A 14,146-nucleotide genomic window follows, 5' to 3' on the forward strand; every position below is an offset into this window, starting at 1 on the left:
TTCTACTGGTCCGCACGCGCGGTTACCCGTCGTCGCCGTTCACAGGCGGTCGAGACGGGACTCGGCGGCTTCGATACGGGCGTCGAGTTCTCGCTCGGCGCGGGTTCTGAACGCCGCGTCGTCGAACTCGTCGCCGGCCGCGAGGAACGAGCGGACGGCCCCCACTCTGGCGAACTCGCCGACGCCGAACACGGCCTTCGTCGCGAGAAACGCGTCCGAGACCGGCCGCGCCGCCGCGTACCCGTCGAGGAGGGCGTCTCGAAGGTCGCTCCGCACCTCGTCGCGTCGGGCGATTTCGACGACGTTCTCCTCGACTTCGCGCAACTCCTTCGCGCCGCACCCCGCCTCGGCGTGTTCCCAGTCGAGGACGGCGCGGACGGTGCCGTCGCGGGTGATCAGGTTGTCGGGGGTGAAGTCGCCGTGGAGCAGGACCGGCCCCGACTCCGGGCGGACGAGGTCCGACATCCGTTCGAAGCACTCGACCGCCCGGTCGGCGAGGTCAGAGACGGGCGACTCCCGGGCGGCGTCGGCGTACTCCTCGTACCGCCGGCGGTAGTGGGCCCGCCAGTCGGCGACGCGGTCGTCGACGGTCAACGCCCCGGACCGTCCCGACACCGACCCGTACCGCTCGAACGCCGTCTGCGCGTGGAGCGTTCCGAGCGCGCGACCCATCTCGCGGACGACCGCTCGCTTTCGTCCCCGCGGGAACGACCGGAACTGACCGATGCTCGATAGCTCGTCCCCGCCGACGTGTTCGACCACCGAGTACGGGTACGGCAGGTCGCAGCCGTCGGGTTCGACGGTCACCGTACCCGGAACCGGCACCGACGTTCGGGCGTCGAGATGTCGGTACGCCGCCGCCCCTCGCTGCAACTGCGCCGCCTTCTCCTCCGGCGCGAACTTGAGCACGTACGTCGCGTCGTGGTCGCGGACCGCGAACGCGAACGTGACGCCGCCGTCGCCGGCCGTCGAGTCGCCGTGAACCGCTATCGACGACGCGTCCGGGAACGTCCGTCTCGCCGCTCGACGGGCCTCGGGTTCGCCGACGGTCATCTCGGACCGCCGCTCTGCGGACTCGCGTTCGGCCGCTTGTTCTAGCTCCGTGACGTAGCCTAAACTCGGTAGCATTGCGTGTCTCGCTCGAAATGTGTCTCACTCGGTGTGTTCGTCGGAAGTCGATTCAGGGCGGGAGGAACCCGAGGACCCAGAGCTGCCAGCAGAGTCCGAGTCCCAGGAGGGCCAGCACCGTCTGGTGGACGCGAGCGCGGCGCGACCAGTACCCGTTCCGCCACGCGAGGGCCGCGCCGAGGGCCGCACTCGGCGCGAGAAACGCGACGAGCGACGGGAGCGCCAGCACCGCCCGCATCGCTGGCGGCCGCGTGAGGAGCGTGAGCCTGCCGCCGCGCCCCACGACGAACAGGAAGGCCAGCACGAACCCGACGGCGACGACGCTCAGTGCGGTTCCCGCCGCCCGGGCGAGCCACGGGAGACTGGGCAGGCGGCGTCGGAGTCGTTCTCCGGTTCCTGCGTCCTCGCGTTCGCGCGGCCGTCCCGTCTCCCGCGTTCGTCCTCGGTCCGTCATCCGTCGGCCTCCGTATCGTTCCGGTCGCGTCTGTCTGTCTCCGTACCGTCCCGGCCGCGCCCGTCGCTCTCTGCGTCGTTTCGACCGCCGCTGTCGCTCTCCCCGTCGTCACGGCGCGCTCCCCGCACCCGTCGCCACCCGCGCCGGACGCGACATCCGACCCGTCCGGCCAGCGAGAGGCCGAACCCGGCCGCGGTCCCGCCGACGACGCTCCCGGTGAGGAGTCGTCGCTCGTGGAACGGCACCGGGAGGTGGACGCCCGTGGGGTCGCTGTTCGCGTTCATCGCGGTCACCGCCCCGTCGTCGACTTCGAACGCGAGCACGTCGCGTCCGTCGACCGCCCGGTACACGTAGGGCTCGGTTTCGACCCACTCGCGGGCGTCGCCGCCGGCCGTCGTCGTGCGGAGTCGCCCGTCGCCCGCGGGTTCGACGGCGACGTGTGCGAGCACGTCGGCGACGTGCAGCGGACCGGCGTTCGGGAGGTTGGTGGGGCTGTACTCGCCGGCGACGGTCTCGGCGCGCGCCCGACCGCCCGGCTTCGCCGACGGCGCGCGCGCCGGCGACGGCAGGAGGTCGAACGCCGCGAGTATCTCGTCGACGACCGCCGCGGGCGACTCGCCGGCTCTGGCGTTGTAGTTCACGAAGACGCCGACGCCGCGGTCGCGGGACAGCACGAGTCGACTGGCGAAGTCGACGGTCGCCCCCGAGTGGCCGACGAGTCCGGCGTCCGGACCGCCGTACTCGTGGAACCCGTACCGCCAGTTGGTGACCGCGGGGTGGCGCACGTGGTGTCTGTCGTGCATCGCCTCGACCGTCTCCGGGTTCAGGACTCGCCCCCCGTCGACCGCGCCGTCGCCGAGGTGGGCGCGGACGAACGCGGCCACGTCGCTCGCCGTCGCAGTCGTCGACCCCGCGGGGCGCATGTTGACGAACGTCTCGTCGGCGGTGGTGAACCCCGTCCCGTCTCGCTCGTGTCCCGCCGCGGGGTCACCGGGGTGGTCCTCCGGGACCGGCTGTGCGAACGTGCTGTGGCTCATGTTCAGCGGCTCGAAAACTTCGGACTGGACGTACTCCTCGAAGGTCGTCCCGTGGGCTTCGGCGACGACGTGGCCCGCGAGCGCCGCCCCGTAGTTCGAGTAGCCCACCAGCGCTCCCGGCGGGCGCACGCGGTCCGGTCGCTGCTCGGCGAGCAGCGTCTCTAACGGAGCGAGGGCGTCCGGGTTCGCGACGATTCCGGGGTCCAGAGCCGACGCGAAGCCGGCGGTGTGGGTGCCGAGGTGCCGGAGTGTCACCGGGTCGTCGTCCGTCTCCGGGACGGTGACCGCGGAATCGTCGAGGTACGCGTTCACGTCCTCGTCCAGCGAGAGGACGCCGCGCTCGACGCCCTGCATGACCGCGGTCCACGTGATTAGCTTGCCGACCGATCCGATGCGGAACGGCGTCTCGTCCCCCCGGGCCGGAACTCCCGCCTCGACGTTCGCGGAGCCGTACCCCGCGACGAGGGAGGGCCCGCCCTCGACGACGACGGCGACGCTCGCGCCGGGCGTCGCGTCGCCGATTCGCCCGCGCATCCGCTCGTCCACGAACGCCGCGAGTTCGTCTCGACTCTCGAACGGGGCCGAACCGAGCGACTCGGCGTTCCGGCGGGCGACCCCCGTCGCTCGCGTCCGGTCGCTCGCGAGGCCCAGACCGGCGATGCCCGAAGCGCCGAGGGCGGCGAGAAACCCGCGCCTGGAGACGCTACTCACGGCCCACCTCCGTCCGGCGCGTCGGAACGGCGTCGATTTCGACGACGAGGCCGAAGAACCGGTCTCGTACGCGCTCGATTTCGAGGCTCGTCTCCCGGACCGTCACTCGGGGCTCGTGGTTCAACCGGCAGCCGGTCTTCTCGTAGTGGGCGTCGGCGCGCCGGTCCTGAAGCCACGCGACGGGGCGGACGTCGCTGCGGCCGTGTTCGAGGAGCAGCACCCGACCGTCCGGTTTACAGACCCGCGCCATCTCTTCCAGCGCCGTTCGCGGTTCGGGGAACGTACAGGTGGAGAACGACGAGACGACGGTATCGAAGTTGTCGTCGTCGAAATCCAGCGCCTGTGCGTCCATCCGGCGGGCGGTGCCGTCCAGTCCGAGGCGGGCGAGTTCCTCGCGGGCGTGGCTGAGCACTCCGTCGCTGACGTCGACGCCGACGACGGCGTCCGCCGCGCGGAGGTACCGAAAGTTCCTGCCGGTGCCGCAGGCGACGTCCAGTACCCGGCCGTCGGCCCGCCCGAACTGCCGGCGGCGGTAGCGACCCGCGAACAAGCGGTCGAGTCGCCGCCACCGCGCCAGTCCGTCGGCCACCTCGTCGTACGCGTCGGCTATCTTCGCCGCCGACATCGAGTCTCGCTCGCTCGACTGCCGTCGCTCGGTGCTGTCTTCGTTCGTGCGATTCCGCCGGTCCGTCGGTCCGCGTGAGTTACTCGATTGCATCTCGTCGGCCTCCTAGACTCCGACCGAGACACGGCTCCGCGACGCCGATAAAGTTATCGGAAATTTGATAATTTGTCGGGTTCGTTTCAAAACCGCAGTTGAGCGACTGGGACGGGTTCGAGCGTCGTTCGCGCCGTTTCGGCGTCACTCCGCTGCGAGCGCCGCCGCTCGCTCAACGGCGCTTTCGTAAGAACGCTGTCACGAACGCGGCAGGTCGCCGCTCTCGCGTCGCACGCGCTCGGTCCGCGTCACCGTCGCCGACGAGTCGAGTCGGAGCCGAACCGCGTCGTCGCCGCGACGCAGCACGGCTTCGTACGCCGGGGGGTCGTCGGCGACGCGTTCGGACGTCCAGCGCCCCTCGCGGACGTGTTCGTGGAACTCCCAGACGGCCTTCGTCGTCACGTCGACTCCCCGGTCCCAGTGGAACGCAATCGACGCGGGGTGGTACGCCACGCTGTAGGTCAGCGGGCTGTTGTACTCCCGGAGGCACGCCGCGCAGTCGCTCTTCGCGAGGAAGGGGTCGGCGTCGGGCAACGGACTGCCGGGGAGGTGGACCACCTCCGTCGAGAGGTCGCCCCCGCACTCCGGACACAGTCCGCGGCGAATCTGCCGGTAGTCCTCGGCGCTCCGGAGCGTCACGCTCCGGACGAGGTCGTCCGCGTCCCGCCGTCTGACCTGCGCGGGCGTCACCGGGTGCCCCGCCACCTGCGTCTCACACGCGGTGCAGTCGACGCGGAAGAACTGGTGGTCGAGGCTCGCTTCGAGCGCCTCCGCCCCGCAGAAGACGCAGACGCCGGCGACCGGTTCGGGGCCGACCGACGCCGGTCGCTCGTAGTTCCCCGACAGGATGAACCGGACGATGCGCTCGCCGGCGTGCGACAGCGAGTAGCCGTCGTCGCCCTTCCGGAGGTACGTCCCGACGAGTTCGCCGAGGTGGTACGACAGCTTCGAGGTGTTCTCGACCGGCACGTGCTCGTATATCTCGGAGAACGCGAGTTCGGCCGGCCCCGACCCGACCCCCGCGAGTTCGTACTGCGCGACGGCGACGGCTCGGAGGATTTCGACGCGGGTCTCGTCGGCGAGGAGTCCGAAGACGTCCGCCGCCGAGCGCTCGTCTGTCATGGTTCTCGGTGGCCGACACCACGCCCGCGTCGATATTGAATCCCGGGCCGTCCGGGGGGTCGTCGCCGCCCGGTACGGCGCGTTCGGACTCGCCGCTCGACGACCTCGACAGGACGATACTAGACCCGCACGCTCGGTGGCGACACGCGAACGGACGGGCGACCGACTACCCCCCGTCGGCCGCGGTCCGCCCGCCGGTGCGGATTCGCTCCGTCACGTCGGTCAGCAGGTCTCGGGGCACTCGGTCGGCGGGGTACGTCCGACTACTGCCGTCGACGAGGTCGATTCGGAGTTCGCCGTCCTCGTGGGTGACCGCCGCGAGACGGTCGTAGGGGAACTCGGTCGCGCCGTCGGCCACCGTCCAACTCGTGGTGAACAGGTCCACCTCGCCCCCCTCGTGGACCCGGAGCGCACGCTCTCCCACCGCCAGGTTCGTGAGTTCGTACCGCTTCGACGGGTCGAGGCCGGGGACGGAGCCGGTACCGGCGCGCAGCGAGTGAACCGTCGCGTCGCCGGGGGTGTCCGCCGCCGCGGCGCGTCTGACGCGGGCCGCACCGGTTTCGAGCGCGTCCGCCGCGCGGCGGTTCACGGCTCGAACGCCGGCGGCCGCCAGCGCCGGTCCGCCGAGGAGGATGGCACCGCCGAGCCAGATGCGGTCGGCGGCGAGGAGGAAGTTGAGACCGAGCATGAGCGCCAGCACCACCGCCCACGGCCACTGCCAGCCGGCGGTCCACACCGGCCCGAACACGCCGACGTCCAGCGACCCCTCCTCGGCCATCGCGTCTCCCCGCGACGCTGCCGCGTCTGCCGTCTGCGACGCTCCCCCTCGCGCAGTCGTTGTCATCACGTCGTCCGACGGGCTCTGCCGGAATAAGTATTGTGTAAATCTACCAATACAGATGGTCGCCGAAGCGTTCGAATGCTCTCCCACAGCAGCGTTCGACGGCTGAGATAGCGGACAAAACACGCTTATGATGATAACCGTGTCGTCTTACCACGTCTGCTCTTCCGACTGGGGACTAGCAGACCCGATTCGGTGCCGGGCAGATGTGTGCAAAAAGCACAATTTTATTCGACGGCGGGTCGAAGCACTAGCCGTGATGGACCCGATAGTCATCGTCGGCGGGGACGCCGCCGGAATGAGTGCCGCGAGCAAGTTCAAGCGGGAGGCTCCCGACCGCGACGTCGTCGTGTTCGAACGCGGCGAGTGGGTCTCTTACGGGGCGTGCGGGCTGCCGTACTACGTGAAGGGGGACGTCGAGGAACTCGACGACCTGGTGTCGCTCTCCGCCGCGGAGTTCGAAGAACGTGGTATCGACCTCCGGACCGGTCACGAAGTCGTCGCCATCGACACGGACGAACGGACGGTTCGCGTGGTCGGCCCCGACGGGGAGTTCACCCAGTCGTACGAGGACCTCCTCGTCGCGACGGGCGCGCGAGCGCTCGAACCGCCCGTCGCGGGGACGGACCTCGACGGCGTGTTCACGCTCCACGACATGGACGCGGCGGCGAGAATCAGAGCCTACCTCGGTCTCGACGCGCCCCCGGTCGACGACGGCGCGGGCGAGTCGGCCGGGTTCGACGACGTGAGCGAGGTGGACGCCGTCGCCGTCGTCGGCGGCGGCTACGTCGGCGTCGAGATGGCCGAGGCGTTCGCCGAACACGGTATCACCGTCCACCTGTTCGAGATGCTCCCCCACACGCTCCGGCCGTTCGGTGCGGAGGCGGCGGCCGTGGTCGAGGAACACCTCGAAGACGAGGGGGTTCGCCTCCACCTGAACACCGCCGTCGAGGAACTCGCCGGCACCGAGTCGGTCACCGCCGTCGTGACCGAGGACGGCGAGGTTCCGGTCGACGCGGCCCTGCTCGGGGCCGGCGTGGCGCCGAACGCCGAACTGGCCGAGCGCGCGGGCATCGAACTCGGTCCGACCGGCGCCGTCGCCACCGACGAGTTCGGTCGGACGAGCGCGGACCACGTGTACGCCGCCGGCGACGTGGCCGAGGCGCGCAACGTCGTCACCGACGAACCGGACTACGTCCCCCTCGCGCTGACGGCGAACCGGGCCGGCCGCGCCATCGGGGCGACGCTCGCCGGAGAGCCGACGCGAACGGGCGGGATAGCCGGGACGGCGGCGCTGAAAGCGTTCGACCTCGAAGTGGCGCGGACGGGTCTCGTGGACGAGGACGCCGCACGCGAGGCCGGGTTCGACCCCGTGTCGGTGACGGTCACCACCGGGTCGCGCGCCCACTACTACCCGGGGAGCCGTGAGATTCAGATAACCGCCGTCGGCGACGCGGAGAGCGGGCGACTCCTCGGCGCGAGCATGGTGGGCCGCGAGGGCGTCGCGAAGCGCATCGACACCGTCGCGACGGCTCTTCACGCCGGCTTCACCGCCGAAGACGTGTCGATGCTCGACCTCTCGTACGCGCCGCCGTTCAGCCCCGTCTGGGACCCGGTGCTGACCGCGGCGAAGGTGCTGGACGGGAAGCTAGCCGACTGACCGCCGACCGACGGGCGAGCCGACGAGGCCGCCCGCAGCCGCCAGAATAGCGCTCTACAGACAATTCTATACTCGTGTATGAATCCCCCGCGACACTCCTTCTGACGGGTTCGTACACGGTAAATATCTCTACGATGGGAGTGAACGACGGGTATCGGACTTCTCTGATTTGCGGCCGGGTCGCTTTTGGTATTGTTCCACCAAAACAATATTACTGGTAGCGACCGTATCTCCGTTCATGCGAATCGTATTTGCCACCGACCTGTCCGACGCGAACAAGGCGGCGATGGAGTCCAGAACCTGTCTGGAGTGTCTCGACAACATCGGCGTGACCGAGGTTCACCTGATAACGGTCGTTCCGGACAACGTCTCCAGTGGGCTGCCCGGGATGGACGTGGCGACGGACGCCCACAAGGCGCTCGGCGCTCAGCGGGAGGTGTTCGAGGAGGCCGGCTTCGACGTGGAGACGCACGTCGCGCGGGGGACGCCGCACCGACGCATCAACGGGCTCGCCGAACGCGTCCACGCCGACATGATCGTCGTCGGGTCGCGCGGGGAGTCGCCGCTCCGCAACCGACTCATCGGCGGCACCGTGCGGAACGTCGCGCGGACGGCCGTCAAACCGCTGCTCGTCGAGCGCATCGAGAAGACCGAGGAGGGCCACGCCGTCAAGAAGGAACACCTGTTCCAGGACGCGCTGTACGCGACCGACTTCTCGGAGAACGCCGACCGGGCGTTCGACTTCTTCCCGGAGTTGACGGGTGCGACCGAACGGGCGTACCTGCTTCACGTCCGCGGGCGCGAACAACAGCGAGGCGACCTGACCGAGGAGGAGGCTCGGGACCGACTCGAGGCGATGGCCACCGAACTCCGCGACCGGATGGGCATCGACGTCGAGACGAACGTCCGCACCGGCGGCGTCCTCGACGAGATTCTCGCCGAGGAGCGACGCGTCGGCGCGACCACGACGCTCGTCGGCGCTCGGGGGACCAGCAGGCTCCGCCGACTCCTCCTCGGCGACACCGCCGAGTCCGTCGTGGCGCAGGGGAACAACAACGTCCTACTCGTTCCGCCGGGCTCGGCCACGCCGCGGTAGCGTCGCGGTACGCCGCGGTCTGAGACGCCCCCTGACGGGGCCGCCGCCGCCGACCGTCGACTAGCGGCGGGTCGACCTGCCCCGCAGCCGGAACGTAACCCCTCTCTGATATTATTTCATAGTACAGCTAGAATATTGGGCTACAGAGAAAGATTCGTTTCCGAATTAGACAATCTTAACAGGCGAAAGCGACAACTGTCCTCTGATGAAAGGGTCCAACAAGGACTGGTGGCCGAATCAGCTGAACGTGGAGATTCTCGACCAGAACGCCCGTCAGATCGACCCGATGGGCGAGGAGTTCGACTACGCGGAGGAGTTCGAGAAACTCGACTTCGAGGCCGTGAAGTCGGACATCGAAGAGGTGCTGACGACGTCGCAGGACTGGTGGCCGGCCGACTACGGCCACTACGGTCCGCTGATCATCCGGATGGCGTGGCACAGCGCCGGGACGTACCGCACGACCGACGGCCGCGGCGGCGCGTCCGGTGGGACACAGCGCTTCGCACCCCTCAACAGTTGGCCCGACAACGCGAACCTCGACAAGGCGCGCCGACTGCTCTGGCCCGTCAAGCAGAAGTACGGCCGCAAGCTCTCGTGGGCCGACCTGCTGGTCCTCGCCGGGAACGTCGCCTTAGAGTCGATGGGATTCGAGACGTTCGGCTTCGCCGGCGGCCGCGAGGACGCCTTCGCACCCGACGAGTCCGTCTGGTGGGGCCCCGAGAACGAGATGGAGGCGTCCGAACGCTTCAGTGACGACGGAGAACTGGAAGAACCGCTCGGCGCCACCGTGATGGGACTCATCTACGTGAACCCGGAGGGTCCGGACGGTCAGCCGGACCCCGAAGCGTCGGCGGAGAACATCCGAGAGTCGTTCGGCCGGATGGCCATGAACGACGAGGAGACGGCCGCACTCATCGCCGGCGGACACACGTTCGGGAAGGTCCACGGCGCGGACGACCCCGACTTCCTCGGTCCCGAACCCGAGGCGGCCCCCATCGAGGCGCAGGGCTTCGGCTGGGAGAGCGACCACGACTCCGGGAAAGGGGCCGACACGATTACGAGCGGCATCGAGGGACCGTGGACCAGTGCGCCGGTCAGCTGGGACATGGGCTACCTCGACAACCTGCTGGACTACGAGTGGGAACCCGAGAAGGGTCCCGGCGGCGCGTGGCAGTGGACGCCCAAGAACGAGGAGCTTCACGGCAGCGTGCCGGACGCGCACGACCCGTCGGAGAGCGTCGACCCCATGATGCTCACGACGGACATCGCCCTCAAGCGAGACCCGGAGTATCGCGAGGTAATCGAGCGCTTCCAGGACAACCCCCGCGAGTTCCAGGAGGCCTTCGCGAAGGCGTGGTACAAACTCATCCACCGCGACATGGGCCCGCCGTCCCGGTTCCTCGGTCCGGAGGTTCCGAACGAGGAGATGCTGTGGCAGGACCCCATCCCGGACGCCGACTACGACCTGATCGGAGACGAGGCGGCCGCCGAACTCAAGGAGGAGATTCTCGACTCGGACCTGTCGGTCTCTCAGCTGGTCAAGACCGCGTGGGCGTCGGCATCGACGTACCGCGACAGCGACAAACGCGGCGGCGCGAACGGGGCCCGCATCCGCCTCGAACCCCAGCGGAGCTGGGACGTGAACGAGCCCGACCAGCTCGAGACGGTCCTGAGCACGCTCGAGGAGATTCAGGAGGAGTTCAACGGCTCGCGCTCCGACGAGACGAGAGTCTCGCTCGCCGACCTCATCGTGCTGGGCGGTAACGCGGCCGTCGAGAAGGCGGCGCGGGACGCCGGCTACGACGTGACCGTGCCGTTCGAGCCCGGTCGGACGGACGCCTCTCAGGAGCAGACCGACGTCGAGTCCTTCGAGGCGCTCGAACCGGACGCGGACGGCTTCCGCAACTACGTCGGCGACGGCGTCGACCGACCGGCCGAGGAGTCGCTGGTCGACAAGGCGGAACTGCTCAACCTGACGGCACCCGAGATGACGGCGCTCGTCGGCGGCATGCGCGCGCTGAACGCCAACTACGACCAGTCCGACCTCGGCGTCTTCACCGACGAACCGGAGACGCTCACCAACGACTTCTTCGTGAACCTGCTCGACATGGACTACGAGTGGGAACCGGCCTCCGAGTCCAGAGAGGTGTTCGAGGCGCACGACCGCGAGACGGGCGACGTCGAGTGGAGAGGCTCCCGCGTGGACCTCATCTTCGGCTCGCACTCCCGGCTCCGCGCCATCGCGGAGGTCTACGGCAGCGCCGACGCCGAGGAGAAGTTCGTGCGCGACTTCGTCGACACGTGGGAGAAGGTCATGAAACTCGACCGCTTCGACCTCGAGTGAGCTGAGTCGCGAGTCGGGGGCCGAACCACCCCCGTGCCAGTTCTCGACCGAAGCGGCCACCGGTTCGATTCGGACGGTGACTCGGTTCGGTCGGTGTCCGTTTCTCTCTTCCTCTCTGCTGCTCTCGAATCGTCCGACGAGGTCCGCGGATTACTCGCGTTCACGCCCGTGACCCGTCACCGTCCCGTTCGGACCACCGATAGAACTAACGACGCGCGAGCGTTCGTCGGGTACGATACGAACGCATGGACGAGAACGATAGCCAAGTCCGCCCGGAGTCCGACGGCGCGACGAAACGACGTGTCGACGGCGCGCGACCGGTCGAGCGCTCTCGGACGCGAACCGACGGGGTTCTCCGCTCGCGAACCGACCGATGACCGGCGAAGCCCGTACGCCGGACGGCGACACCGGACCGCTCGACGGACTCACCGTCGTCGACGCCTCCCGCGTCCTCGTGGGGCCGTTCTGCACGATGCAACTCGGTGACCTCGGCGCGGACGTCGTCAAGATAGAGCGCCCCGGGAGCGGCGACCAGACCCGCGGTTGGCGGCCGCCGTCGTACGGTGACTCCGAGGAGAGCGCCTACTACCTGAGTATCAACCGCAACAAGCGGTCGGTCACGCTCGACTTCTCGACCGACGCGGGGCGCGAGGTGTTTCGTGACCTCGTGAGCGAGGCCGACGTCCTCGTCGAGAACTTCCGCGTCGGGACGATGGAAGAGTGGGGACTCGACTACGAGGACCTCCGCGCGGAGAATCCCGAACTGGTCTACTGTTCGCTGTCCGGTTACGGTGAGTGGGGACCGCACAGAGACCGCCCCGCGTACGACATCATGATGCAGGCGGAAGGCGGTCTGATGAGCATCACCGGCGAAGCGGACGGCCCCCCCGTTCGAGTCGGCGTCGCCATCGCCGACATCGGGGCGGGGATGTACGCCACGCAAGCGATTCTCGCCGCCCTACTGCACCGCGAACTCGGCGACGGGACCGGACAGAAAGTCGACGTCAGCCTCCTCGACGGCCAAGTCGCGTGGACGAGCTACATGGCCTCGAACTACTTCGCGACGGGCACCCCGCCGGGGCGGATGGGAAGCAAACATCCGACTATCACGCCCTACCAGGCCTTCGAGACCCGCGACGACTACGTCGTCGTCGCCTGCGCGTCCGAACACATCTGGCCGCGGTTCTGTGCCGCGTTCGACCTGCCGCACCTCGTGGACGACGAGCGCTTCGCGACGAACGCCGACCGCGTCGAGAACCGAGACGCCCTCGATTCGATCCTCGACGCGGAACTCGCGACGTACACGACCGACGAAGTCGTCTCGCGCTGTCGCGGCCACGACGTTCCGGTCAGCCCCGTCAACGACATGGAAGACGTGTTTTCCCACCCACAGGTCGACGCTCGCCGCATGCACCAGACTGTCGAGCATCCCACGGCCGGCACCGTCGAGATGGCCGGGTGCCCCATGCACTTCTCGGAGACGCCGTCGTCGATTCGCCGCCATCCACCGCTCCTCGGCGAACACACGGAGGAGGTCCTCCGGGAGTACGGGTACCGACCCGAGGACATCGAACACCTGCGCGACGTGGGTGCCATCTGAGGTATCCGTACTCGCTCTCCGATTGAGACGAGATACGCTGCCCGGTCCGTCGAGTGACGTCTCACTGTGCGTCGTCTCTGGCGACTGGTTACTGATGTGTGCACCTCAGACGCGCTGAGAGTGGAGTAGATCCGAACGGACCCGACGGGCGTCACGCGAGCGTCAGCGAGCGTGACTACGTCGGGGAAATGAGCGAAGCGAACAGACCCGACGGGCTTTCGTTCGTTGGATGAACGAGGTCTAAATTTCATGGGAATACGGGACTGTACGGCGCAGTTCTAGCGTGGCCAGTCAACCGTATTTTTGGATTCATTTCGTTCACCAGACGAACGTTGTTCATTCCTTCTCCTCATATTTCCAACCTAGTGGATATATGCTCCACCGCTTCGTAGATTCGAGTATGCCCGACGAAACCCGGAACGACTCTCGCGCTTCGATGACCCGGGGTGAGCGAATCCGCGCCGCCGCTCGGACGCTCCGAACGCCTCGAACCGCGTCGTGGGTCGCAAACGAGACAGAAGCCTCTGTCAAGACGGCACAGAAGTACCTTGACCAACTGGTCGAGGACAACGTCCTCCGGAAAATCGAGCAGGGTGGCCAGACGCTCTACTGCGTCGACCAACTCATGGCGACCTATCGCGAGGTCGCGACACTCCAGCGGGAGCACAGCCGCGAAGAGCTGACGAGTGCCCTCGACTCGATGCGGAGCACAATCACGGACTGGAAGCGATCGTACGACGCCGAGACGCCGGGCGAACTTCGAGCCAGTATCGCCGACCTTGACGACGCCGACGAAGTCGAGAAGCGCCGGAAGGTCGCCAGCGAGTGGGAGCACCTCGACGACCGCATACCGATCGTTCGGGCGGCGCTCAACGAGTACGACTGGGCGACCGACCGAGACTCCATCTCCGCCTGACCAGATGGGGCTATCAGGAACTGTCGACAGCTCGGTCTACGAGGGGTTGAAAGATGTCCTGCAGCGACACCCTGCGGTCACCTCGGTATCCTACGAACCGAACAGCATCGTCAAGAAATTCATCCAAGCTCAAGTCGATCCGAATCGAGTCGTGCCGACGACTGGTCCAGAGTCACCGACACTCGACGTTGAGTGGCGCTTCGTTGGAGACGAGTCACAGTTTCGGATACATTACGGAGACCCAAACACAGGGTTCAACTGTGGATGGCATCGTGACGACGATCATCCAGAACTGGGGGACGTTCACTTCCAGTATTACCACCCGGTATCGGCTGAGACCAACCACAAGGCTGTGGAGTTCGAGAAGCAGATTCCGACGGAGATTCTGTGGACGGTTCTGGACAGATTGTTTCAAGAGCAGCTTCCGGAACTCACGATGGAATAGGTAGAGTTGGAAACGAACGAAATCTTCGGCAGTTCGTTCGTTGAATCGAAGATGGGCTTTCTGGAGCCTCTTTG

Annotated in this window: 12 protein-coding genes; 6 read left to right on the forward strand and 6 right to left on the reverse strand. The window is 67.8% G+C overall.

The window, feature by feature from the left end:
- Positions 1 to 39: 39 nt before the first annotated feature.
- The 6 genes from BM310_RS20475 to BM310_RS20500 all read right to left on the reverse strand — a co-directional run bounded on the left by BM310_RS20475 (position 40) and on the right by BM310_RS20500 (position 6,014).
- Positions 40 to 1,128, reverse strand: a complete 1,089-nt coding sequence (locus BM310_RS20475) for a phosphotransferase family protein (protein WP_089811369.1) — start codon at positions 1,126 to 1,128, stop codon at positions 40 to 42.
- A gap of 52 nt (positions 1,129 to 1,180) precedes the next feature.
- Positions 1,181 to 1,582, reverse strand: a complete 402-nt coding sequence (locus BM310_RS20480) for a hypothetical protein (protein ID WP_089811371.1) — start codon at positions 1,580 to 1,582, stop codon at positions 1,181 to 1,183.
- Positions 1,579 to 3,330: a serine hydrolase domain-containing protein gene (locus BM310_RS20485; protein ID WP_089811373.1), complete on the reverse strand. Its 1,752-nt coding sequence runs from the start codon at positions 3,328 to 3,330 to the stop codon at positions 1,579 to 1,581. Before BM310_RS20485 ends, BM310_RS20480 begins: the two co-directional genes overlap by 4 nt.
- Positions 3,323 to 4,048, reverse strand: a complete 726-nt coding sequence (locus BM310_RS20490) for a class I SAM-dependent methyltransferase (protein ID WP_089811375.1) — start codon at positions 4,046 to 4,048, stop codon at positions 3,323 to 3,325. The genes BM310_RS20485 and BM310_RS20490 overlap by 8 nt, the downstream gene beginning before the upstream one ends.
- Before the next feature lie 198 nt (positions 4,049 to 4,246).
- Entirely contained in the window at positions 4,247 to 5,170 is a 924-nt protein-coding gene (locus BM310_RS20495) for a DUF7351 domain-containing protein (protein WP_089811376.1), read from the reverse strand.
- A 166-nt stretch (positions 5,171 to 5,336) separates the two neighbouring features.
- Positions 5,337 to 6,014, reverse strand: coding sequence for a hypothetical protein (locus tag BM310_RS20500; RefSeq protein WP_143105206.1), 678 nt, complete (start codon positions 6,012 to 6,014; stop codon positions 5,337 to 5,339).
- A gap of 256 nt (positions 6,015 to 6,270) precedes the next feature.
- Here BM310_RS20500 and BM310_RS20505 point away from each other — a divergent pair, with 256 nt between their 5' ends.
- From BM310_RS20505 to BM310_RS20530, 6 genes are all read left to right on the forward strand, one after another.
- On the forward strand, positions 6,271 to 7,671 hold the full coding sequence (locus BM310_RS20505; protein ID WP_089811380.1) for an FAD-dependent oxidoreductase: 1,401 nt from the start codon (positions 6,271 to 6,273) through the stop codon (positions 7,669 to 7,671).
- A 238-nt stretch (positions 7,672 to 7,909) separates the two neighbouring features.
- Complete coding sequence (locus BM310_RS20510) at positions 7,910 to 8,767, forward strand: universal stress protein (RefSeq protein WP_089811381.1); 858 nt, start codon at positions 7,910 to 7,912, stop codon at positions 8,765 to 8,767.
- Positions 8,768 to 8,972: 205 nt separating this feature from the next.
- Positions 8,973 to 11,111 carry a catalase/peroxidase HPI gene (katG, locus tag BM310_RS20515; RefSeq protein ID WP_089811383.1) on the forward strand — a complete coding sequence of 713 codons (2,139 nt, stop codon included), beginning with the start codon at positions 8,973 to 8,975 and terminating at the stop codon, positions 11,109 to 11,111.
- Positions 11,112 to 11,484: 373 nt separating this feature from the next.
- Positions 11,485 to 12,711, forward strand: coding sequence for a CaiB/BaiF CoA transferase family protein (locus BM310_RS20520; RefSeq protein ID WP_089811385.1), 1,227 nt, complete (start codon positions 11,485 to 11,487; stop codon positions 12,709 to 12,711).
- 400 nt (positions 12,712 to 13,111) lie between these two features.
- On the forward strand, positions 13,112 to 13,627 hold the full coding sequence (locus BM310_RS20525) for a DUF7342 family protein (protein ID WP_177232728.1): 516 nt from the start codon (positions 13,112 to 13,114) through the stop codon (positions 13,625 to 13,627).
- Between the two features lie 4 nt (positions 13,628 to 13,631).
- A complete protein-coding gene (locus tag BM310_RS20530; RefSeq protein ID WP_089811387.1) occupies positions 13,632 to 14,072 on the forward strand; it encodes a hypothetical protein in 441 nt (146 codons plus the stop codon).
- Positions 14,073 to 14,146 lie beyond the last annotated feature (74 nt).

The organism is Halogeometricum rufum, from assembly GCF_900112175.1.
GTDB lineage: Archaea > Halobacteriota > Halobacteria > Halobacteriales > Haloferacaceae > Halogeometricum > Halogeometricum rufum.

What these genes read in the sequence shown, in the direction of transcription:
- BM310_RS20475 (WP_089811369.1), bottom strand. Translation starts at nt 1,128, where the DNA reads ATGCTACCGAGTTTAGGCTACGTCACGGAGCTAGAACAAGCGGCCGAA.
- BM310_RS20480 (WP_089811371.1), bottom strand. Translation starts at nt 1,582, where the DNA reads ATGACGGACCGAGGACGAACGCGGGAGACGGGACGGCCGCGCGAACGC.
- BM310_RS20490 (WP_089811375.1), bottom strand. Translation starts at nt 4,048, where the DNA reads ATGCAATCGAGTAACTCACGCGGACCGACGGACCGGCGGAATCGCACG.
- BM310_RS20495 (WP_089811376.1), bottom strand. Translation starts at nt 5,170, where the DNA reads ATGACAGACGAGCGCTCGGCGGCGGACGTCTTCGGACTCCTCGCCGAC.
- BM310_RS20500 (WP_143105206.1), bottom strand. Translation starts at nt 6,014, where the DNA reads ATGACAACGACTGCGCGAGGGGGAGCGTCGCAGACGGCAGACGCGGCA.
- BM310_RS20505 (WP_089811380.1), top strand. Translation starts at nt 6,271, where the DNA reads ATGGACCCGATAGTCATCGTCGGCGGGGACGCCGCCGGAATGAGTGCC.
- BM310_RS20510 (WP_089811381.1), top strand. Translation starts at nt 7,910, where the DNA reads ATGCGAATCGTATTTGCCACCGACCTGTCCGACGCGAACAAGGCGGCG.
- katG (WP_089811383.1), top strand. Translation starts at nt 8,973, where the DNA reads ATGAAAGGGTCCAACAAGGACTGGTGGCCGAATCAGCTGAACGTGGAG.
- BM310_RS20520 (WP_089811385.1), top strand. Translation starts at nt 11,485, where the DNA reads ATGACCGGCGAAGCCCGTACGCCGGACGGCGACACCGGACCGCTCGAC.
- BM310_RS20525 (WP_177232728.1), top strand. Translation starts at nt 13,112, where the DNA reads ATGCCCGACGAAACCCGGAACGACTCTCGCGCTTCGATGACCCGGGGT.
- BM310_RS20530 (WP_089811387.1), top strand. Translation starts at nt 13,632, where the DNA reads ATGGGGCTATCAGGAACTGTCGACAGCTCGGTCTACGAGGGGTTGAAA.